Here is a 23,012-nt window from a genome sequence, read left to right as displayed (position 1 = left end):
GCCGCACTTTCCTCGGGGCGAATTTAGGCGTCCCTTAGGATGTAAGGTTGGTGTGCTTGTTAGGATCAGAGGGCTCGGACTATAGGATTGAAGCCATAGGGTGGAAAGCCGGCTCCGTCCGAGAGTGTTGCCGGCAAAGTCGCAAGGTTATGGAGATCTCAGGAATCGTCTTACACCGATAGGGCTTTCAGTACTTCACCCACCGACCCAAACTCCCGATCAACCCCCGGCAACACCGGCCGCTGCAAAACGATCACCGGCACCCCACGCTCCCGTGCCACTTCCAGCTTCGGCTCGGTCGCCGTACTGCCGCTGTTCTTGCTGATCAGCACATCAATCTGCCGACGTTCAAACAGTTCACGTTCATCTTCAATCAGAAACGGCCCACGCGCGCCGATGACTTCGCAGCGTTCGTTGCCCGGATAAACGTCCAGGGCACGCAAGGTCCAGAATTGCTCCGGCGGGATTTCATGCAGATGCTGCAACGGTTCGCGGCCAAGGGTAAACAGCGGTCGCCGGAACGGTTCCAACGCTTCGATCAACTCGGCCCAGTCGCTGACATCTCGCCAGTCATCCCCGGCCTGTGGTTGCCAGGCCGGGCGCCTTAACGCCCAGCAGGCAATGCCGCTCAACCGCGCAGCGGTGGCGGCGTTCTGGCTGATTTGGGCGGCGTAGGGGTGGGTGGCGTCCAGCAGCAGATCAATCCTTTCATCGCGAATGAACTGCACCAGACCTTCGGCGCCGCCGTAGCCGCCAACGCGAACCTGACAGGTCAGATCTGTCGGCACACGCCCGACGCCGGCCAGACTATAGATGTGTTCCGGCCCCAGGGTTCGAGCGATGGCCAAGGCTTCCGTCACGCCACCGAGCAGCAATATGCGCTTCATTGAAAAGCTCCCGCATGGCCGACAATCCCGCCTTGGCGATCAATGGCAAACACTTCGACCTGAACCTGCACCGGCACCACGCTGCGGGCAAAGTCCAACGCGTGCTGACACACCGCATCACCGAGGGCGATGCCCGCCGCACTGGCCATCGCTAAGGCTTGCTGGCTGGTATTGGCCTCGCGAATCCCTTGCTGCAACGCCTCATCGGCGCCAATCGCCGCGGCCCACTCGGCCAGTTGCGGCAGGTCGATGCTCGAATGCCGGCTGTGCAAATCCATGTGCCCGGCCGCCAGTTTGCTGATCTTGCCGAAACCACCGCACAGGCTGAGTTTATCCACAGGCACTTTGCGCAGATGTTTGAGCACGGCGCCGACGAAGTCGCCCATTTCGATCAGGGCGATTTCCGGCAGGTCGTAGACCCGGCGCATGGTGTCTTCGCTGGCGTTGCCGGTACACGCGGCGATGTGTAGGTAGCCGTTGGTTTTTGCGACGTCGATGCCCTGATGGATCGAGGCAATGTAGGCCGCACAGGAAAACGGCCGGACGATGCCGCTGGTGCCGAGAATCGACAAACCGCCGAGAATCCCCAGGCGCGGGTTCATGGTTTTCAGTGCCAGTGCCTCGCCGTCCTCAACGCTGACGGTAACCTCAAAGCCACCGCTATAGCCGAGTTCTTCCGCAAGCAGGGTCAGGTGGTCGGTGATCATCTTGCGTGGCACCGGGTTGATCGCGGGTTCGCCGACGCCCAACACCAGCCCCGGCCGGGTGACGGTGCCGACGCCACGACCCGCGTTGAAGCGGACTCCCCACTCGCTATGTAATCGCACCAGGGAAAAGAGCAGCGCGCCATGGGTCACGTCGGGGTCGTCGCCAGCGTCCTTGATCGTTCCGGCTTCGGCGCCGCCGTCCGTCAATCGACAGAACTCCAGACGCATCTGCACTCGCTTGCCCTTGGGTAAAACGATCTCCACGGCGTCAGCACTCATCCCGCCCAACAACAAACGAGCCGCCGCCAGGCTGGTGGCGGTGGCGCAGCTGCCGGTGGTCAGGCCGCTGCGCAACGGTGCGGGTTGTTCGGCGGTTTCGTCACGCATCGAAAGGCTTCGTCACTTCCAGCAAGGTAATCGGCAACGCCTGACGCCAGGTATCGAAATCTCCCAGCGGTTGCGCTTGAGCGATATGGATCCGCGTCAGCTCGCCGCCGTGCTGCTCGCGCCAGGCCATCAAAGTCATTTCACTTTGTAGCGTGACGGCGTTGGCGATCAAGCGACCGCCGGGCTTGAGTTGTGTCCAGCAGGTGTCGAGTACGCCCTCGCGGGTGACGCCGCCACCGATGAAAATTGCGTCCGGGCGTTGCAGCCCAGCCAAGGCTTGCGGCGCACTGCCGCGAATCAATTGCAGGCCGGGCACGCCGAGCGCATCGCGGTTGTGCTCGATCAACAACTGCCGACTTTCATCGGCTTCGATGGCCAGCGTTCGGCAACTCGGATGGGCGCGCATCCACTCGATGCCGATCGAACCGCTGCCGGCACCGACGTCCCACAGCAGTTCGCCGGGCACCGGGGCCAGGCGAGCGAGGGTGATGGCGCGCACGTCGCGCTTGGTCAGTTGACCGTCGTGCTTGAACGCCGAGTCGGGCAGGCCGGCCAATCGGGAGAGGCGCGGCGTATTGGGTTCAGCGATGCACTCGATGGCGATCAGGTTCAGATCGGCGATCAGAGGATTGTTCCAGTCATTGGCGACACCCTCGATGCGTCGTTCGGCGGCACCGCCCAGATGTTCCAGCACGGTAAGGCGACTTGGCCCGAAACCGTGCTCACGCAATAACGTCGCGATGGCGGCCGGACTCTGGCCGTCGTTGCTCAATACCAGCAAGCGAACACCGCTGAACAATTGCGCATTGAGTGCGGCGCCGGGACGAGCAACCACCGAAAGCGTGACCACATCCTGCAACGGCCAGCCCATTCGCGCCGCCGCCAGCGAGCAGGAGGAGGGCGCCGGCAGTATCAGCATTTCATCATTGGGCAGTTGCCGGGCCAGGCTGGCGCCCACGCCAAAGAACATCGGATCGCCGCTGGCCAGTACGCAGACCGGTTCGCCGCGCAGCGCCAAAACCGGATCAAGGGAGAAAGGGCTGGGCCACAACTGCCGTTCGCCACGGATGCACACCGGCAGCAAATCCAGTTGCCGCTGACCGCCAATAATCCGCGAAGCGCGTAGCAGAGCGTGCCGGGCGTTTTTGCCCAGGCCCTTGAAGCCGTCTTCGCCGATTCCCACTACTGTCAGCCACGGTGACATCTATAGCCCTCAAATATTGTCCGCAAACGGACTGTTCCGACGGGCAGGCTTTTCATGCCGTCGAACAAAGCAGGCATAATACCGCGCCTTCGCCCGCGAAGCGCCTTTCCCACACAGCCGGTCGCCCCCTTGAACGAACGCCCGATGTCCTCAGCCTTACGCCCCTCGGCCTGCCCGGGGTTGCTGCGTATCGTCCAGGCGCTGGACGGCGGTATCTGCCGGATCAAGTTGAATGGCGGTTCGATCAGTGCGGCCCAGGCCGAAGCGGTGGCCCGTTCGGCCGAACGCTTTGCCGGCGGCGTGATCGAGGCGACCAACCGCGCCAATCTGCAAATTCGCGGTATCGGTGGTGAACATGACGCCTTGATCGATGGCCTGATGGCTGCCGGGTTGGGGCCAAGCTCCGCCGCTGGCGACGATGTGCGCAATTTGATGCTTAGCCCGAGTGCGGGCATTGATCAGCAGATGCTGTTCGATACGCGTCCGCTGGCTGAACAGATTCTCGCCACTTTGCAAAGTCATGAACGCTTCCACGACCTCAGCGCCAAGTTTGCCGTGCAACTGGATGGCGGCGAAGGCTTGGCGATGCTTGAACATCCCCATGACCTGTGGTTGTCCGCCACTGAACGAGACGGCGAGCTGGTTTTTGCATTTGGCCTGGCAGGTTGCCCTGTGGACTCGCCTGCGGGCGCGGTGTCACTGGAGCAGGGCCATGCGCTGGTGGTTGCGGTGCTTGAATTGTTTCTCGACCTGGCGCGTCCCGAGCAGACACGCATGCGGTATTTGCTCGCTGAATGCCCGCTCGACGAATTTCTCGCTCGTCTGGTCGAGCGTGTGCCGCTGATGCCCATCACGGGTTGGCAGCGCAAAGTAAGTCCGAGTGTCTTGCACATCGGCGCTCATCCACAACGCGACGCCGAGCATGTGTATATCGGCGCGGTGCCGCCGCTGGGTCGCCTCAATCCCGCGATGCTCAGAGGCGCTGCACAACTGGCGCGTGATCAGGGTGACGGCAGCCTGCGTTTCACACCTTGGCAAAGCCTGTTGTTACCCGGTGTCCATATCGACGATGCGCCGCAAGTTATCCACAACCTTGAACAACTCGGCCTGCGTTGTTCGGCCGACGATGCCTTGGCGCACCTGATCGCCTGCACCGGCTCGACGGGTTGCGGCAAAGGCCTGGCCGACACCAAGGGCGATGCCCGACAACTGGCGGCGCTGCTGCAATGTCACGGCCAGGCACTGAACGTGCACCTGTCCGGCTGCCCGCGTTCCTGCGCGGCCGCGCACATCGCGCCGGTCACATTGCTGGCGGTTTCTCCTGGTCACTACGACCTCTATTTTCGCGACGCAGCGCAGCCGCATTTCGGCGCACTGCACGCACGCAACCTTACTATTGAAGCGGTCGCAGCCTTGCTCGACGCCCGCTCACGGAGCCCCCTTGATGCTTGATTACATCCGCGACGGTCAGGAGATCTATCGCAACTCCTTCGCGATCATTCGTGCCGAGGCCAATCTCGAGCGTATTCCGGCCGATCTGGAAAAACTCGCGGTCCGCGTGATCCACGCCTGCGGCATGGTCGACGCCATCGATGGGCTGCAATTTTCCGAAGGCGCGGGCAAGGCCGGGCGTGATGCGCTGGCCGCCGGTGCACCGATTCTGTGTGACGCGCGGATGGTTTCCGAAGGCGTGACCCGAACGCGCTTGCCAGCGAACAATCAGGTCATCTGCACTCTGCGCGATGAAAGCGTTCCTGAGCTGGCCCGCGAGCTGGGTAACACCCGCTCCGCCGCCGCGCTGGAACTGTGGCGCCCGCACCTGGAAGGCAGCGTGGTGGTGATCGGCAACGCGCCGACCGCGCTGTTTTATCTGTTGGAAATGCTCGATGCCGGCGCGCCAAAACCGGCACTGATCCTCGGCTTCCCGGTGGGCTTCGTCGGCGCCGCCGAATCCAAGGCAGCGCTCGCGGCGGACAGCCGTGGCGTGCCTTTCGTCATCATGCAAGGCCGGCTGGGCGGTAGCGCCATGGCCGCCGCCGCCGTCAATGCCCTCGCCACGGAGATCGAATGATGCAGCAACCTGGACGTTTGATCGGCCTGGGCGTCGGCCCCGGTGATCCGGAACTGATTACCGTCAAAGCCCTGCGCCTGCTGCGCGAATCGCCGGTAGTGGCGTACTTCGTGGCCAAGGGCAAAAAAGGTAACGCGTTCGGCATCATCGAGGCGCATTTGCAGGACGCGCAAACGCTGCTGCCGCTGGTGTATCCGGTGACCACCGAAGCATTGCCGGCGCCGCTGTCGTATGAACAAGTGATCAGCGATTTCTACGATGCGGCCGGTGAGGAACTCGCCGCGCATTTGGACGCTGGCCGTGACGTGGCGGTGATCTGCGAAGGCGATCCGTTCTTCTACGGCTCCTACATGTACCTGCACGATCGACTGGCCGAGCGTTATGAAGCCGAAGTCGTGCCGGGCGTTTGCTCGATGCTCGGCGGCGCTTCGGTGCTGGGTGCGCCGCTGGTGTATCGCAATCAGAGTTTGTCAGTGCTGTCGGGTGTGTTGCCCGCCGACGATCTCAAGCGTCGTCTGGCCGATGCCGATGCCGCCGTGATCATGAAGCTGGGGCGCAACTTCCCAAAGGTCCGTCAGGTGCTCGAAGAGCTCGGGCTGGCGGAGCGTGCGCTGTACGTCGAGCGCGCGACCATGGCCAACCAGAAAATTGTGCCGCTCAATGAGGTCGAGCCGATGTCCTCGCCGTACTTCTCGTTGATCATTGTGCCCGGCGAAAGGTGGCAAGGCTGATGGCCCGTCCAGTTCCGGCGATTGTCATTCTGGGCAATGGCAGCCTTGCAACCGCGCGCAAGATTGCGCAGCTATACCCTGGCGCATTGATCCATGGCCTGGCCGAACGGGTGGAAGGCGCGGACCGCGTCTATCACGAATTCGGCGCCACCGTGCGCGAGTTCTATCAGCAGGACACGCCGATTATCGCCTTGTGTGCGGCGGGCATTGTGATCCGAACGCTGGCCCCGCTTCTGCTGGAAAAAGGCGCCGAGCCGCCAGTGCTGGCCGTGGCCGAAGACGGCAGCGCCGTGGTGCCGCTGCTCGGCGGCCTCGGTGGCGTGAACGTCATGGCGCGAGAGATTGCTGCCGGTCTCGAGGTGGCTGCGGCGATCACCACCAGCGGTGAATTGCGTTTCGGCACCTGCCTGCTCAATCCACCCAGCGGTTACGCCCTCGGCGATCTGGAACTGGGCAAGCGCTTCGTCTCGGATTTGCTCGCCGGCCAAAGCGTACGCGTCGAAGGGGCTGCGCCGTGGCTGGCGCAGGCGCAGTTGCTGCAAGATCCTCAAGCGCAGCTGTCGATCCATGTCGGCCATGCCGAGCGTGCACCTGCGGCCAATGAATTGATGATCTACCCGCGTAATGTGTTGGTGGCGGTGAGCGCCGAGGTCGCGGATCTGCCAGGCGCGATTCGCTCAGCCTTGCATAAGGCGAAGATCGCCGTGCAGTCGGTGGCGTGCCTGTTGGCCAGCGATCTGTGCATGGCCAGTGCGGCGTTACGTGAAGCGGCGCTTGAACTGGGTGTGCCTCTGCGGTTTGCGTCAGTCAGCGGCGGTGTCAGCGAGTTGTCCCGCCACACCGTGCCGAACGCTACCATCGTGTCAGCGGATACCGGCATTGCCATCGCGGTGGCCACTCAGCCGCTGGACGCTGCGCAGATCGGCCGTGCACGCGGTCGTCTGGCGGTGATCGGTCTGGGCCCTGGCGCCGCCGAACTGATGGTGCCAGCGGTCAAGGCCGAACTGGCCAGGGCCACCGACGTACTCGGTTACGAAACCTACGTGCGCATGGCCGGGCCGTTCCGCGAAGACCAAGTGCTGCATTGCACCGACAACCGTGAAGAGATGCAGCGCGCCCGCCACGCCTTCGAGCTGGCGGCGCAAGGCCGTTCAGTGATTGTGGTGTCGTCCGGTGACCCCGGTGTGTTCGCCATGGCGGCGGCGGTGCTTGAAGCGTTGCATGAGTCGAGTGAGCCGAGCTGGCACAGCGTCGATCTGGAAATCCTTCCGGGTGTTTCCGCGTCACTGGCGACGGCTGCTCAAGCAGGCGCGCCCTTGGGCCATGACTTCTGCGTGATGTCGCTGTCGGACAACCTGAAACCCTGGTCGATCATCGAGAAGCGCCTGGACCTGGCCGCCGAAGCCGATCTGGCGTTGGCGTTCTACAACCCGATCTCCCGCGCGCGGCCGTGGCAATTGGGCCAAGCGTTGGCAATCGTCGGCCGGCATCGCACACCGGAAACGGTGGTGGTGCTGGGTCGCGACATTGGCCGTCCTGGTCAGACGCTACGGGTTACCACGCTCGGCGAACTGACCCCCGACCAGGTCGACATGCGCACCATGGTGTTGATCGGCTCGTCCACCACCTGCGTGTTCCCTCGTGCCGAGGGTGGTGAGTGGGTTTATACGCCGCGTTGGTACGGTATCAAGCCTGCCTCCTGAACCACAGCGGCCCCTGCGTGGGCCGTTTTTCACTTGATACATTCCCGTCTGCTGGTTTGGCACTTTCACCTTGGCGTTGATGCGTCATTTATTTCACCAGTCGTTGTGGGATCTATGACTCTCACCATGAAGAATTAATACTGTTTTCTGTCGCTGCTTTCTTCCTTTCTGCAGTGCTTTTTTACAGTCGAAAACTTCGGTGTTGCGCATGAGTCACAACGGCGCCTGTTTGCTGATGGGTTCAACGATTTTATTTGTCCATGTGCGCTTATTTAAGTCAGTAATATTAAGTTTTATTATTTTCAAATTTGATTGTATTGAAATTAATTGAATTTCTTCGGGTTTGAAGTGCCTGCTTTTACGATTTAGTTTTGTCTCGTGTGAAGTGGTTATTTGCGCAGTGGTTTGGTCTCGCTCAAAAATACGAAAGGGTTGACGTTGCCGTCGAACGGTATTTGCGTGGCTGGCTTACAGAACTTAATTGCATGTATTGAAGCGGGAGAGTGTCTTGTCTAATAGTCATTTGGATGTTGCGCATGTCGGTGAATATGTAAAGTTCGCAAAACTTTTTAATCTTGAAGATCTTGAGCTGGCGTTGATTTCGCACAAAGGTACCGACGAGTATGACGCCGTCTTCAGGTACTACTCAGGCTGCATCGACTTGCTCGATTCGCCCAGGATGCTGGAGCCGCTGGGCCTGTTGAAGCAGGCTTTGGCATCTATTGCCGGGCCTGAGGGCCGACCACGACGAACGACCGAGTCGCTTCCTCCCAAGAGTGCGACCCCCGGCGTGACAGACATCTACGAACGGCTCGAAGGTTTCGAGGCTCGTTTGTCGAACGGTACGCAGCAGTTGCAAACTCCAAAAACAAACGTCCCTGACAATCTGCATTTTGTCTGGCTCGGCGGTGGTATTGGCGATATCCAGCGCGACTACATCAATATCTGGAAGCAGACACTGTCTGGGCAGGGTTACACCCTGACACTCTGGTACGACAGCGATGCATTGCTGGCCTATGAAACTAACCGAATTATTGTTGAGGCGGCAAAGGCTGATGCCATGCTAAATGGCGGGCAGGCCAGTAGTAACGCTGTTGAACTGGGCGACAAGTATGAAGAGCGGGTCATTGCTCTCAAGCAGCAGATGTTTGCGCACATTAATAAAGCGGTAGAGAGCGGTGAGAGCGCCGACGACGCCAGGATTGATCTGTTGGTTCGAGCCTATGGCCAAGATAAAGGACGGTTGAAAGTACTAAGAGAAAAAAACCGCAAGAGTCTGTTGTCGTTGAAAGAGGGCGCTATTGTTCTTCGCGATCTCGCCACCGAGGCGACACCGTTGTACTTGCAGGACATCTACGAGCGAGAAATCAGCTTGCGTGGCAACTTTGCTGCCGCCTCCGATATCGTCCGCGTCGAGGCACTGTTCGCCGACGGTGGCAGTTATGCAGACGTGGATAACCTGCCGCCGCTGTTAGAAAACCTGGGCGGGGTGGATATCAGTCGGTTTGGCTCGGATGCACGCCTGGGTGTTTTGCAGTTGATACTTGACCACAGTCCTGAGTGGATGCCGGGGCGGCAGGTTATACGCAGCAAGTACACAAACTATTTCGAGCAAATTCCCCTGGAGCACCGTGAGGCGCTGGAGAATTTTGCCAAGAGCAGCCCTGATATCAGCAGTGTTTTCCGGCGCCCGGTAGAGCGCCAGGTGAGACCGGATGGGCTGCGTGCCGTCGCCGAACAAAGCACGTTGAGTAACGCGTTCATGATGGCTCATTCCGGGTCAGCAATGCTCAAGGCCGTTCTCGACCGTTTTAAGTTCAACTATGAGGTGCTTGATGCCACTACTCAGTTAGTCATTGAAAGGAAGGTTGCACCTAACGATTCTCACGCTGTATCCGACCTTGGCATGGAGGTTGTCGAAAAAAGGTTAGGGGTCTTGGACGAGCTGTCGCCGGAAGAATTTCAGTCAGCTGCTTTTCTGGCTGTAGCGGTTGCAAAGTACTTCAGAGACGGTATTCGTCCCGATAGCGAGGTGACGATTTATCTGACCGGACCCGCCGCCATGCGTGATGGCATCGCGGATTACGAGAAGCAGCATTTCACCTCGTGGGGTGCTGAAACCTCGCGAGTAGGTGTCGCCATCCCAGCCATAGCAACCGTCAACCGGGCGACCGAGGAAGAACTGGACCACTCCTGGAAGGAGAATGAGAACGACATGGTTCAATGGCTGAGCAGAGAAAAGCTGAGATGGGACGCGGGGCAATTCAAAACTCGCTATGTCGGCGATGTCGCACAACTGCTCAAGTACCAGCGTATTGATTTCGAAGAAGGCTGGCCGGTGATCGAAGGTCGTCATGTGTTGATCTCCGATCTTTTGCAGCAACTGGCCGATGATCTCGGCGAGCCATTTCGCCAGGCAATGAGTCAGCGCCACACCGGCAGCGTGACGTTTGAAAAGCCGTTGTCCCTGAGCTTCGATGACCGGCAAGCGATCATTGCTCAGGACGCCAACACCCTCCCCTCGGCACCCGTCCCGGACGCGGCGACACAAAATCTGTCGGTGGATGAACTGCTGAGCCGGGTCGCCAAGGACCCACTGCTCACCTTGAAACTAAACCCGCTGCAACGTCTGTTGCTGGGTGGGCTGTTGGGGGTCAATACACTGGATAGCAAGCATTTTGATGCCGCCAGTGCAACGCTTGAAAACCTTGCCAATACGATGTCGGAGTTGGGAGTCGTCCACCGTTACGGGGCCATTGAGCGGGAGTTGTTCAAGCAAAGCCATCCGGCTTTCCTTGCCGGGTTGACGAGTGCATCCAACCCGCCCGTGGCCTTGTCCGAAACCAGCGTCGAGCTCAAGAAGCAGGCACTCGAACGCCCGCTGACGCTGGTGGAATGGGGGCGTTCGGTCGCCAGAATTCAGCACGTGGCGAAACTCGAGTACCGCGACCGGATTGGCGAACGAATCGGTGAAGTGCTGGAGAGCTTTGATCACGGCAGTTTCAAATTGGTGCCCCAGGACTTGTTGCTCGAAGGATCGGGCGATCGGGTGGCCGGACGCTGTTACCCACTGGCTCTGGCCATGGCTGCTGCGCTCCACAAAGGCAACACGGCGGCAAACACCTTGAGAGAACGCTTTTGTCTGGCCGTTACCGAGCCTGAGGCCGGGGATTCAAAGGCTTTTGTGAGCATGATCGAGGAGTTGCGTGACGCGCCTGTCATTGACATAGGCATGCCATTGAAGCGCTCTGATCTGGGTGAGGTCGTAGAGATACTGGAAGAAAAAACGGCCAGCACGACCGTGATGCTCAACTCGGACAACCACTCGATGCTGGTGGCGAAAATCTTCGAAGGTGAGCGCAGCATTTATCTGCTCTACGACCCGAATTTCGGGATCTTCGAGTCTGTTACGTCGTTGGCGTTCAATGACGCGTTGACGCACTTTTTCCTGCACAAACAAATGGCGGCGCATTACGCAGCCTTTGGCGATGCGCAACGGCCCACCTTCGATCTGATCGAGCTCGATGGCGCCAAACTGAACAAGCTAGTGCTTGCCTCCGGCAGTGAGGTATCAAGCCTGTCCGAGCCGGGTGCTTTGCCTGAACAAGCGCTGCCCGGGGTTCGGCAACGTGTGGCCAGTGCACGTGGGCGATCGCTGGTCAATAATGCGGCCCTGGGCAGTTCATTGCTGGAACTGGACGCGCACTGGTGGGGTGGGCAGATCGCGCAGGCGACGCGGCAGTTGCAGGAGCAACACGGACTGGCGTCGGATTCTGTTGCGTTGTTCGAGACACTGGAGATAACCCCGACAGGGGAATACACAATCAGTCTGGTCAACACCGATGCCGGGCAGACCATTGAGCGTGTCACCACCGGCGATCACCGGTTCCTGAGAATTAAAAACTTCCTCTCCGAAACCTTCCATTCATTGGCCGCGCGCCCGCGTGCGTCGGTCAATCCGCTTGATCCGACGGACGCCGGCAGCGTTCATACGCTCAATGCCGGTTTCACCATCCAGGCCCTGATGAATGCGCTACGACATCACGAGGCCGCGGCCAGCGGTGGTGACAAGGCCCTGACTACCGCCATTCGCCTGCATGCCTACGTGAACTATGCCCAGTTGGCCCATGGCAACGTAGTGGACGTTATGGGTGTGATCAAACTGGTCCGCCAGGCACTGGACGATGAAAAGCTGATCGCCAGGACCAGCGCGCCGTTAGTGCGCAGGGCGTTGGGGCATATCGCCAATGAAGGCGTCGGTACTGTGCTGGGGCTGGTGAATGTCGGATTTGATATTTACCAGTTGAGCCATGCCACCAATGAGATTGAAAAGGCGCAGTTCGGCACGCAGTTGGTCTTTGACTCCGCGAGTACGGTGTTGGGCGCAGCGGGTCTGGGGGCAGCCCTGGCTGGCGCGGGTACGGTGGCCGCGGTGCTGGGGGGCGCCGGGGTGATGCTTGGCGGGTTGGCGGTGGGCGTTACGGCGCTGGCCGAAGGCTTTGCGACGATTGCGGAGGAAGCCAAGGAGGTCGCGCGGTTTTTTGATAGGTTGGAAAAGGCGTATGTACAAGGCGGTTATCACCTGGACAAGGCGTCGAATGCCTGGATTGCGCATCCCTTGCTGGTGTTTGCCGATTTGGATCTGCGCGCATCCACCGTCCATTTCGACAGCCCGAAACTGTTCCCGCTTCGGGACCATTTCGGGGTCCCGGATTACGATGTGGATTACACCCGAGCCGTCGATATTCGCCAGGGCCTTGGGTTGCCGGACTCGGCGCATTTCTCACCACAGGCAGGACAGACAATTGTTCTGCCCGGCAGACCCAGGACCTGGTACGGCTACAGATACAAGTTGCTGCCGTTCGTCACGTTTCGTCACGCCGGCGGTTACGACACGGCACGTCGACTGGAGAAAAAGAACGAACAGGGGCAATGGCAGTTTCTGTTTTCGTTCTTCTCGTTTCCCGGTGAGTACGTGATCAACCAGCTGATCCCGGCCTACAAACCAACGGTATTCAATGTTCGTCTCGATAACGTCGAGCGTTCTCTCGCAATACCTGCGCTGCCGAAGATGTGGCACGGGCTGCTGTCCTACCGGATAGAAGGCGCAGGTGCTCAATGTTCCGTGCTGCTTACCCCCGGGGTGCGCCTTGAACTCGCCGCACCCGGTCACATTGCTATGGAATGGGTGCTGCGCACCCCATGGTTGACGGAGACAGACATCCGGGTAGAAGCCGGTGGGCGTCTTGTTTCGAAGACGCTGGATGTGACATTCAATGGCGGTGGCGTTCACCATGTGTTGCTTCAGCTGGCGGGTAACAAAATCGTGCAAGTAGATCTTGTTGCACGGCGGTTGGAGGTTGTCGAAGAAGACGCTGATCCGGCCGTCGGGGAACAAGCGTTGCTGGATCACTTCAAGACACTGACCCATGAACATCGCCTGGCCACGTCTTACACCCCCGTTCGCAACTTCGTGGTGCCGTTCGAAAAGCCGGGAGAACCCAGGACGGTAACCGCGTATTACGACTCGGCGCAGGATCGTTTTCTGTACATCCGCGATCCGAATGTCCTGTTGTCCGATGAGGTGATATTGGGCGCGGTGGTGGAGGGCTCGGCTTACTTCTATCACCCCGAGTCTTTCTATGTCTGGCAGGTCGATGCGATCACCGGCACGCTGGTTCAGCGCTATCGTTTGCTTATTGGAGATGGCCTGGCGATTGTCCGCTGCGAGGCCGTGACCAATGGCGGCATTCAAGTCGTGCAGCAGCTCACTGGAAAAGACGGCCAGCGCAATGAACTGACCTATGTGATCCATGACCGGGCCATGTTGCTCAGCTCGATCACCCGCGATCAGGATCCTGCGTTGAAGCTCGTTTTGGAGGCTGACACGCTGAGGGACTGGAAGCAGGTGCTGGGTGACTATGTGTTGCTCGCAGAGTCCGCCACTACAGTGAACTGGCGGCCCGGTGCACTGGTTTCGATTTGTTGGCAGATCAATGACAAGTTGCGGGATCTGGTCTGGGTGCGCAGCAGTGACGGGTTGATTATTCGGGCACCTGCCAGGCGTCACCATGCGCGGGGATGGGCAGACTCGATCAAGGCCTTGAATGAGCTTCTGCTCACCACTCCCGCCGGTGTCGAGGGCGACGTGTTCGTGACCTACGACAAACCTCGCCAAAGCCTCATGCGTCAGCAAAGGTCGATGGTGGATGGTCGCGCACAATGGTCGTCCAGCAACATCTCCCCCCCAGGGCTGAAAAATGTTATCGCCGTTGGGCGGGGTTATCTCGCGTTGACCGACTCGGGTCTGTTCTTTGACTTTACGCCGGACGGGGATCTGAGCTTTGGCGGGCTGACCGAGCACTGGTTCAAGGATCGGGCTCAGTGGTGGTCGGTGCTGGAAACGGTTGCGTCGGATTACCCGGTGTCGAGTTTTGTCATCCTGGGTTTGACCGGTTTCAAGGGAGATGCCTTGTGCGCCTGGTACCTGGATGGCCGGCTGCTGCTCGCTGAAATGGGGCACGGCAAAGAAGTACGGTTGCTGAGTATTACTCCAGACAATCAGGCCACTTGGCTGTTTGATCTTTCAACCGGCAGGATTGTCCGTCAGGGTTTTATCGATCCAGACCGCTTGAGCACGGCATTTGCCCAGGGAACGAAACTGTTACTGGCTGAGGCATTGCCAGCCCCAACGCAGGAATGGGCGAGCTGGACCTTTAGCGACGTAACTGTGGAAGGCTCCGGCCTGAGGGCAACGACGCTTGAAGGTGTGGAGGTGGATTTGCAGTACAACGAACCGGTACGGATTACCGGCGTTGACAGCCATTGGGTCGCTGCACAGGAAGATGAAGTGAGTGAGGGCCTGGCGGCGCTGGCGAACGAACATCGATGCGCCGATTTTCTGTCCGTCAAAGACCCTGACTACCAACAATGGTACGTGGTCCGGGCCGGACGGTTGATCCGCATGCCGAAGACCGCGATTGCTGCGCCATTCACGCTCGTCGGCACCCAGCATCAAACCAATGTGATGCTGCATGACCACGGGAATGGTTTTTTGCACACCTATCCGCAGAACAACAAGGTCGGGCCGCTCGGCTATGTCCAGCGAAACGCCGAAGTCCTGGTGGTCGAGGGGTTGAAAACGAGGACGGACCTGCTCCCGTTGATTGCCGATGATGTCAGCATCCTGGTGCTCAAACTGGGTCAAGGTTCAACGACCTGTCGGCTTACCCGAGCCGCGTGGTTGAAACTTGAATTGGTCATCGTCGATTGCCGCCATTCGCTTGACCACTCGCCCTCGGTTCCGGGAAAACTGATCTGGGATATCGTGGTTGCGGATCAGTTGTGGGCGAGCCGGGTCGATGAACACTTGGTGATTGTGGATGCGGACAGCGGACACAGTTTGATCTTTCGCGACGTGTTCTCGAGCGATGTCGTTTTGCAACGGAACGTATTTCTGACGATGAGCGGCTATCAGTCCTTCGCGGTGTCAACTCTGGTGAGCGCCCTGACCAGGAAGGGCAGCACGAGCAGTGTGTTACTCAAAGACATTTTGCCCACCGCAATAGTTGAAAAAATAGAAGATTGAATTCTGACAGCCACTGACACATTGACGCTGTGCGATGTGTGAGTGGCTGTCGGCTTTTTTCATATGGAAATGAAAATGAAAAGTACACCTGGCGGAACACTGAATCAGACTGACACTTTTTCCATGCCGTTTGATCGCAGCGAGTTGGAGTTTGCGTTGAGCGGTTTCAAAGACATGCCGGAGCACGCAGCGGCCTTGCGTTACTTCGACGGTGCTAGCGAAGCGTCGAGTCTTGACGCCCAACTGACGCCGATAAGTCTATTGAGGGAAACGCTCGAATCAAAAACCCCGAAAGGTTCGGCTGCCACACTGCAAAAAGTCCGGGATAAATTGACGGTCTATTTACTGCGATTAAGTACAACTGTCGAACTACTGAATACTGCCAAACCCGTCCCCAAAAAGTTGCACTTTGTCTGGGTGGGTGGGGGGATTGGCGCTATTCAGGGAGACTACATCAATGTCTGGAGGCAAATGCTTGCCCCACAGGGTTACAGCCTCAACCTGTGGTATGACAGCGATGCGTTGCTGGCCCATGAGACCAATCGCATTATCGTCGAGTCAGCCAAAGCGCTGGGGACGATTTCTGCGCCACCAGGAACAGCCGATACGCCTGCTGCGCTGGCTCGTCGTTACATCGAGCGAACTCGAGTGTTGCGACAGCAAATGTTCGAGCATATCCAGACTGTCACCCAGGCGGGCGGCAGTGCCGACCAGGCGCGGATCGATCTTTTAGTCAGTGCCTATGGCCAGGACGAAGGTGTGCTCAAGGCGCTCAAGGCCCGAAATCTTCAATCTCTGCAACGCGTGGAAATTGCCCATCGAGACATACACGTAGAGCTTATCGATCAACCGTTGTTCGATGTTTATGAGCGCGAAATCTCGTTTCGCACCAACCTGGCGGCTGCATCCGATATCACACGTTTACAGGTTCTGAATGTCGAGAGTGGAACCTATCTTGACGCTGACTTGCTGCCGTCTCTGCATAACGTGCTCGGTGGTGTGGATCTCACCGCCTTCGGTGCCGAAGAACGTATAGGTGTGATGCAGTTATTGTTCGATCACAACCCGACACTACTTCCGAATCGGGGGCAGGCCTATGCGGATTTTCGCCCCAAGGTGCCTGAACAACACAGAGAGGCGATAACAGCATTTGCCAAAAGCATGCCGTCCCTCAACGATATTTTTGCGCCGTTCAATGACGTCATGGTTGCAGAGAACGGGCTGCGTGTCGGGAACAAAAACACGCCTGATTTGGTGCCGGATCAAATCAAGACGCCATTCAACGGATTATCCAATGCCCTGTTGAGTGGTCATGCGGGTTCTGCGCAACTCGCCGCCGTTATGGAAAAAATTCGCAGCAACTATCAGTTCCTGGACCGGGTAGTTGCACAGGCGTTGAGCAGTAATGTATCGCTTCAGGATCATCGGGTATTTTCCGATCTGATTATCCGGGAGCTGGAGAAACAACACGGCCCGATTTCAAGCTGGGACGCGTATGACAAAAGCCTCACCAGTTTTTTGCAGGCGATCAATGACTATGATGCCGACGGCATCAAATTCGGTGCCCAATCGGCCATTGCGATGAGCGGGCCGACGGCGGTAACCAGCGGTCTGAGTGACTTTGTCGAAGACCATGCGGTGCTTGAAAGCCGCCAACTGATCAGCGACAAGGTTGACCTGTTCGACGGCTTTAACCTCGCCACCGAAGAAGAAACCCACCACAGCTGGAAAGACAATGCCAGGACTGTGGAGGCCTGGTTCGAGCTTGAAACAACCAAAGCGAGCCAGGGTGGCTATAAGACCCATTTCAAAGGCAACATCACGGAGCTGCTTAAAGGTCAGCTGATGACGTTTGAAAAGGGTTGGCCTGTGATTGAAGGCCGGCCGGTTTTACAGGCTGATATCTTGCAGCAACTGGTGGACGACCTCGGTGCCCCCTTCATCCGGGCCATGAACGAAAAACTCAGCGGCGACCTGAGCTTCGATAAGCCTTGGCCCCTGAGCTTCGATGAGCGTCAGCGGATCCTGGTGCAAGCCCGTGTCGAACTTCCGGTCTCACACGGTTTTGAGCCGATCGGTAACTTGAACGAAATGATTGCCCGTATTGGCCACGGCTCTCTGCCGCTTGATCAGTTGAGCCCGGTGCATCGAGTACTGCTCGGTGGGCTGTTCGGCGCGCAGACGCTGGATACTGCCGGATTCGACGAGGCCTGGCAGCGCACCCGAACCCTCGCGCAGAGCACCGCCGACCTGGGTTTCGCCCAGCGTTATCTGGCCATCGAACAGGCCTTGCTCGCACGTCGGCATCCTGCATTCGAAGCCGGGTTTGCCGCTGCGCAGGCAGCGGTTGAGCCGTCGAAGAACAGCGCTCAGGTGCTCAAGGTTCTTGCGTTCGAGCAGCCGTTGACCTTGCGCCAATGGGGCGAGCACATGGCCTGCATCAGGTTTCAGGCCCAATACGAACTGCGCAACCACATCTTCCAGCGCAGCGCCACGGTGCTGGAAACGTTCATCGAGCAAGGGGCTTTGACGGGGAGGTTGATGCCGCAGGGATTGCTGGTCAGAGGTGAAGGCGATCCCGGAAGGCGCTGTTATCCACTGGTGTTGGCGATGGCGGCAGCCCTCGAAAAAGGTCCCTCGGCTGTGGACGCTTTGAGCGGCAGGTTGGCCAATGCCAACCTTGCGCCCGACGCCAATGAAACCCATGCTTTTCTGCGAACCCTCGATGAGCTGCGAACCGTGCCAATGGCGCGGTCGGGCTCTTTATCAGGAGAGTCCGGGCTGAATCAGGTCATGCAGGCACTGGAAGCCAGGACTTCTACCAGTACCTTGATGCTCAACACCGAAAGCCACTCCCTGTTGGTGGCAAAAATCGTCAATGGCGAGTCGAGTACCTACCACTTCTACGATCCGAATTTCGGTGTCTTCGGATTTGAACAGGCACAGGACCTGCACCGTGGTCTTGAGCGGTTTCTGAGCAGCCCTGAGCTGGCCAGGCTCTATGAGATCAGTCACGTGATGGACGCGACGTTCAACGTCGTCGATCTCAATGGCCCGCGTATCGCCGATCTGACACTGCCGTCGCAGATCAATGTGTCGGGTTTGCTGAGCCATGATCCGATCAGCACCGGTGTAACGGTGGCGCCATGGGAGCACCATGCGGAGTTACGGGCCCGTTCATTGGCGGAAAATGCCCGACTGGGGCGTGGACTGAACGAACTGGACGCCCGTCACTGGGCGCAGCAGATTCAGCACAGCGCTGATCGCCTCCACACGGAAAATAACCTTGGGCGAGACTTTGTTCCGGTGTTCGACAGTGTGCGAGAGGTGTCGGGTGGACATTATGAAATCAGCCTGGTCAATCTCAAGGACCCCACGCGCACCGTCAGGGTGTCAAGCACCGACGGAGTTCTGTCGCGGATCCGCTCCTACCTGACGGAGACCTTCCAGACACTGTCGGTCAAGCCGTCCGTACCGGGTTATATCGACCCGACCGATGTCAGCGCCGTGCATACCTTGAATGCGGCTTTTACGGTTCAGGCGCTGCTGGTGACGCTCCAGTCCCATGAGCAAATCAGCGACATCAATCAAGACCGGAGCCTGACGAATGCCGTGCGAATGCACGGTTACCTCAGTTACGCGCAACTGGCTCATGGCAATCTGCTCGACATCGTTGATCTGGTCACCCTGTTCAGGGTGGCGTTAAACGACGCACCGCTGGTGGCCCGGACCACCTCCTCGGTCGTGGTCAATGCGCTGGGACATATTGCCAGGGATGGTTTGGCCACGGTGATGCAGCTGGCTACTCTGGGTTTCGATATCTATCTGCTGGCCAATGCCAGGGACGATCTGCAACGGGCGCAATACGGCACGCAGTTGGCGTTCGATTCCGCGGGGTTGGCACTGTCTGCGGCCGGCATAGGAGCCGGCCTGGCAGGTGCCAGTACGGCAGCTGCGTTTCTTGGCGGAGCCGGTGTGATTCTGGGCGGGCTGGCCATTGGCGTGAGCGCGCTGGTCGAAGGGTTCAACGGCACATTGGAGCGAGGGCGGCGGATCGGCCAGTACCTGAGCCGCGTCGATAAGGCGTATCGCTCGGGCGGTCACTCGATCAAGGAGGGCGTGTTTTATCCGAATCCTTATGCGGCCATCCGCGAGATTGATTTGCGCAACCAGCGACTGACGTTTGGTAGTCAGGAAATCTTATCGGCCAACACCTCCGTGCTGCACCCGCCGAATGACAATCGTGATCGTTCGAAAGCCATCAACATCCGACAACACCTTGGGTTGCCGGAGCAGGCGGCTATTGGCGATTTGACGACCTTTCAGGCCATTGTCCTGCCGTGTGTGGCTAACACCTGGTTCGCTTTCAATTACTCGGCCCTGCCGTTTTCGACCACGCGTTCCGAGCATTTTGAAACGGCGCTGAAGCTGGAGTACGACACAGCAGGCAATCGCCAGTTCTGGTTTACCTTTTACAAGTTCCCCACCGAGTACATCTTGCACAACTTGTTTCCGATAGAGGTCGAGACGACGATCAGTGTCTTGCTGGATGAGGAGCCGCGTTCGTTGCTGGTGCCCGAGCTGCCCAAGATGTTGCACGGCAAGCTCTCCTACAGTGTTGAGGGGGTGGGTGGTCATTGCGCGCTGACACTCGCTCCGGGTGTGCGATCGGTCAATCTGTCTCTGGCACAGAAGGCTCGCCCTATGACCTGGACGTTGCGTGCGCTCTGGTTGAGCGAAGAGGACATCGTTGTCGGCGAAGGTCTTTTGAAGGTGGGAGCTGTCGACGTTCACGTCATGGGTACGCCTGAATTGGTTATCCAGACTTCGCATCACTCGTTTCGAGTCAACTGGGCGAAACAGCAGTTGCTGCTCGAAGAACTGGAGAACGACCCGACTCTCGACACTGCAATGATCCAGGCCCGAGTCAGGGAACTGGCCCGCACCAATCGCTTGGCCAGCCCGTTCACAGCGGTACAGCATTTCCCGGTTCCGTTCGCAGACCCACAAGAACCACAACTCACCACGGCTTTTTATGAGCAGGCCCGTGATCGTTTTATCTACGCTCGCGACCTCCCTTTAGCACTGGCGAGCCAAGCCAGGTTAGGCGCGGTTTTGGGTGGGCAGGCGTATTTCTATTGTTCCCGGGAAGCACTCATCTGGCGCTCTGACGTGGTCACCGGACAGGTCAATCGATTCTATAGGCTGATGGATCCGGTGCCCGGTTCGAGCATTTCGGTGTTTCAGGTACTGGGGCGCGGGGTCATTCGAATTGTCCAGCATGTGACCCAGCGCACTGGGCGTGAAGCCGAGGTGGTCTACCTGTTGGGTGAGGACGAAGTCTTGCTGCTGGCGATTGCAGGTCATCTGACCGACCGTCAGCAAGAGCAGCTGCTCAGGGGCGCCATGCCAGGGTGGTCGAACTTCCTGTGGGATTACGAACTGTTGGTCAAGGACTCGAAACTTCGGCCTTTGACCCAAGTGAAAGTCGTGGATTATCAGCCAGCGGCGTTTGTCTCGATAACACCTTTGACAGCGGGCAGAAAGGATCCGGTCAGCACGTGGGTCCGTGCTGCCGATGGCCTGCTGATTCGTCCCAATGTGCCGCAGATTGAGGGGCCGGGCGGCGCGGTCAGCCCGATGTTGCTGACACCCGCGACCAGCACGGGCGATACCGTCCTGTTCTTTGACAAGCTCAATCGGAGCCTCTATCGCCAGAAGACCGGGATGATTGTCACCGGTGTGGATGCCCAGGCTGAGCTTATCGGGCCCTTGAATGTGATTGAGGTCATCGCCAATGAAAAACGCTACGTAGCGTTGACCAAGGACGGGCTGTATTTCGATATCAACGAGCAAGGGCAGTCGCAGCTGGCCGGAGTCTCCGAAGACTGGCTGGAGGATGCCAGAGGACCGTTGGGCATTGGCTTTGAGTTTTGGACCGACCTTGAGGCGCTTGCGAAGGCGCATCATGCGTCGAGCTTTTCGATTCTTGGTTTGAGCAACGGCGTAGGGGATGAAAAGCTGTGTGCCTGGTACGTCGACCATCGATTGCTGATTGCTGATGTTGGCCCCGGCAAGGTCGTGCAGTTGGTGGCAACGACACCGGATGAGGAGGCGGGCTGGCTGCTGGATATTTCCGTTGGGCAACTTTATCGCCAAGCGTTCCTTGGGCCTGAAAAACTACCGACACTCTTTGATAATGGTCTGCAACTTCTGCGGCAGGACCTGTTGCCTGTGCCTCAAAAAGTCTGGCCCGAATGGGCTTTTGCACAGGTATGGGCACAGGGCGCCGGTCTGCGAGGGCGGACGCTTGAAGGGGTTGAACTCGAGATGAGGTTCGGTGAACCGGCACGTATTGTCGGCGTCACGGGAGACTGGGTTCTGGCGCAACAGGGCACGAATGACCCTTACGATGCGGGTGTGAGACAAGCGTTGAAGGCGCTGGTGAGCAAGCATCCCCACGAAGCATTTGTATCGGTTGGCGGTTACTCGGGCTACCAATGGTACGTCGAGGGCATCGATCGCGTGGTGGGTGAGATCAATACGAGCCTGGAAACCCGACTGCTGGGTGTTCGAAACAAAACGGTTGCCTTGTTACATGAAACGCCCAGCCAACTGACATACAGCGCTTCGAAGGATGTGTGGCTGGAGAACAGCGTTGCACGTCGTGAAGCCGAGGTGTTGATGCTGGAATTTCAGGGGGAGCTCGATGACGTTATGCCGTTGATACCTGACGGCGTTACCCAGTTGATCTTGAGTTATGGGCCCAGAGCGATCAGCTGCGGCGTATCGAGCGATGTCTGGCAGCGGCTTGAATGCATTGTGGTTGATTGTCGTCGTTCGTTGAGCGCTGAGTCACTGATGCCTGGCACATTGATTCTGAATACCGGGGCGCAGGATGTTTGGCGGGTCAGCCAGGTTGAAGGGCAGTTGCTGTTCACCGACCCGAATACCGGGCACAGCCTGATCGTGCGCGATCACCCCGACGATTTGACCGCACGCCGCGCCATGAACCTGAGTCTTCAGGTTCATGGCACCACAATGACCATAACCCTTGATGAATTAGTGCAGGCACTGGCCATCGATGGCGAGGACAGGCAGCTTGCGGCGCTAATGACGAAGGTGGGCGTCACGGAACCAGGTAGCCCTTCACCCCGGTAAAGATGATCTGCGCCGCCAATGCACAGACGAACAACCCCATCAACCGGCTGACGATCTGCAAGCCCTGGTCACCGAGAATACGCTCGATGCGGTTGGACAGATAAAGCACTACACCGACCGTAAAGCTGGCCAGGGCAATACTGAGAATGGCCGTGAGTTTGTCGTCCCAATGAGGCTGACTCACGCCCATCACCCGCTTCGGCGTTAAAACCCAAGGCAGGAGCCGTATGCGGTAATTCCGCACGTACGGATCTGTGCGGGGGGTGGCAGGTGACTGCCATTCCTACCGCGACCAAGTGATCGTCAGCCTGGTGGATGAACACGTGGTGATGCTCGATCCGGTACGTGGCGCAGCCTGATCCTGCGCCAGGTCAACGCGAGGACATCACGCGTCGCGGGGAGGTTTTGTTATCGATTGGCAGTTATCCGTCTGTTGCCATTTCGACATTGCTGACCCGGCCAGGTCTCACGGCAGGAGTGCCGCTCAAGACGTTGTTGATGACCCGGCAGAGTGAAGCAACCGTACAAGTCTGATCCCAGCGTTCGGCGTCGCCCCTTCACATGTTCAAATGT

General features: G+C 58.6%; 9 protein-coding genes and 1 pseudogene. 6 read left to right on the top strand and 4 right to left on the bottom strand.

Features of this window, described 5'->3' with window-relative positions:
• Positions 1 to 170: 170 nt before the first annotated feature.
• Genes ACYZUA_RS28655 through cbiE form a run of 3 tightly spaced genes read right to left on the bottom strand, consistent with a single transcriptional unit; the run spans position 171 to position 3,185 of the window.
• Positions 171 to 887, bottom strand: a complete 717-nt coding sequence (locus ACYZUA_RS28655; RefSeq protein WP_461961515.1) for a cobalt-precorrin-6A reductase — start codon at positions 885 to 887, stop codon at positions 171 to 173.
• Complete coding sequence (locus ACYZUA_RS28650) at positions 884 to 1,981, bottom strand: cobalt-precorrin-5B (C(1))-methyltransferase (RefSeq protein ID WP_461961514.1); 1,098 nt, start codon at positions 1,979 to 1,981, stop codon at positions 884 to 886. Before ACYZUA_RS28650 ends, ACYZUA_RS28655 begins: the two co-directional genes overlap by 4 nt.
• Positions 1,974 to 3,185 (bottom strand): precorrin-6y C5,15-methyltransferase (decarboxylating) subunit CbiE, encoded by a 1,212-nt coding sequence (gene cbiE, locus ACYZUA_RS28645; protein WP_461961513.1) that lies wholly within the window; start codon positions 3,183 to 3,185, stop codon positions 1,974 to 1,976. The genes ACYZUA_RS28650 and cbiE overlap by 8 nt, the downstream gene beginning before the upstream one ends.
• Positions 3,186 to 3,329: 144 nt before the next feature.
• Between cbiE and cobG the strand changes: the two genes are divergently transcribed.
• The 6 genes from cobG (at position 3,330) to ACYZUA_RS28615 (ending at position 22,439) form a co-directional block, all read left to right on the top strand.
• Positions 3,330 to 4,637, top strand: coding sequence for a precorrin-3B synthase (gene cobG / locus ACYZUA_RS28640; RefSeq protein ID WP_461961512.1), 1,308 nt, complete (start codon positions 3,330 to 3,332; stop codon positions 4,635 to 4,637).
• Positions 4,630 to 5,256 carry a precorrin-8X methylmutase gene (locus ACYZUA_RS28635; RefSeq protein WP_046054534.1) on the top strand — a complete coding sequence of 209 codons (627 nt, stop codon included), beginning with the start codon at positions 4,630 to 4,632 and terminating at the stop codon, positions 5,254 to 5,256. The genes cobG and ACYZUA_RS28635 overlap by 8 nt, the downstream gene beginning before the upstream one ends.
• Entirely contained in the window at positions 5,256 to 5,987 is a 732-nt protein-coding gene (locus ACYZUA_RS28630) for a precorrin-2 C(20)-methyltransferase (RefSeq protein WP_223432872.1), read from the top strand. Before ACYZUA_RS28635 ends, ACYZUA_RS28630 begins: the two co-directional genes overlap by 1 nt.
• Positions 5,987 to 7,690, top strand: coding sequence for a precorrin-3B C(17)-methyltransferase (gene cobJ / locus ACYZUA_RS28625; RefSeq protein ID WP_461961511.1), 1,704 nt, complete (start codon positions 5,987 to 5,989; stop codon positions 7,688 to 7,690). Before ACYZUA_RS28630 ends, cobJ begins: the two co-directional genes overlap by 1 nt.
• Before the next feature lie 508 nt (positions 7,691 to 8,198).
• Positions 8,199 to 15,278 carry a TcdA/TcdB pore-forming domain-containing protein gene (locus tag ACYZUA_RS28620; RefSeq protein WP_461961510.1) on the top strand — a complete coding sequence of 2,360 codons (7,080 nt, stop codon included), beginning with the start codon at positions 8,199 to 8,201 and terminating at the stop codon, positions 15,276 to 15,278.
• Positions 15,279 to 15,353: 75 nt separating this feature from the next.
• Positions 15,354 to 22,439 (top strand): TcdA/TcdB pore-forming domain-containing protein, encoded by a 7,086-nt coding sequence (locus ACYZUA_RS28615; protein ID WP_461961509.1) that lies wholly within the window; start codon positions 15,354 to 15,356, stop codon positions 22,437 to 22,439.
• Here ACYZUA_RS28615 and ACYZUA_RS28610 read toward each other — a convergent pair.
• A pseudogene (locus ACYZUA_RS28610) lies at positions 22,408 to 22,632 on the bottom strand (MarC family protein); the annotation flags it as partial. The gene ACYZUA_RS28615 and the pseudogene ACYZUA_RS28610 sit on opposite strands and share 32 nt — an antisense overlap.
• Positions 22,633 to 23,012 lie beyond the last annotated feature (380 nt).

This window comes from Pseudomonas sp. LS2P72 (genome assembly GCF_054897865.1).
Note: the sequence above shows the minus strand (reverse complement) of the source record. Positions and strands in the feature narration are given on the sequence as shown.

Bases quoted from the DNA above. Each gene is read 5' to 3' on its own strand.
- cobG (WP_461961512.1), top strand. From the start codon at position 3,330: ATGTCCTCAGCCTTACGCCCCTCGGCCTGCCCGGGGTTGCTGCGTATC.
- cobJ (WP_461961511.1), top strand. From the start codon at position 5,987: ATGGCCCGTCCAGTTCCGGCGATTGTCATTCTGGGCAATGGCAGCCTT.
- ACYZUA_RS28655 (WP_461961515.1), bottom strand. From the start codon at position 887: ATGAAGCGCATATTGCTGCTCGGTGGCGTGACGGAAGCCTTGGCCATC.
- ACYZUA_RS28650 (WP_461961514.1), bottom strand. From the start codon at position 1,981: ATGCGTGACGAAACCGCCGAACAACCCGCACCGTTGCGCAGCGGCCTG.
- ACYZUA_RS28635 (WP_046054534.1), top strand. From the start codon at position 4,630: ATGCTTGATTACATCCGCGACGGTCAGGAGATCTATCGCAACTCCTTC.
- ACYZUA_RS28615 (WP_461961509.1), top strand. From the start codon at position 15,354: ATGAAAAGTACACCTGGCGGAACACTGAATCAGACTGACACTTTTTCC.
- cbiE (WP_461961513.1), bottom strand. From the start codon at position 3,185: ATGTCACCGTGGCTGACAGTAGTGGGAATCGGCGAAGACGGCTTCAAG.
- ACYZUA_RS28630 (WP_223432872.1), top strand. From the start codon at position 5,256: ATGCAGCAACCTGGACGTTTGATCGGCCTGGGCGTCGGCCCCGGTGAT.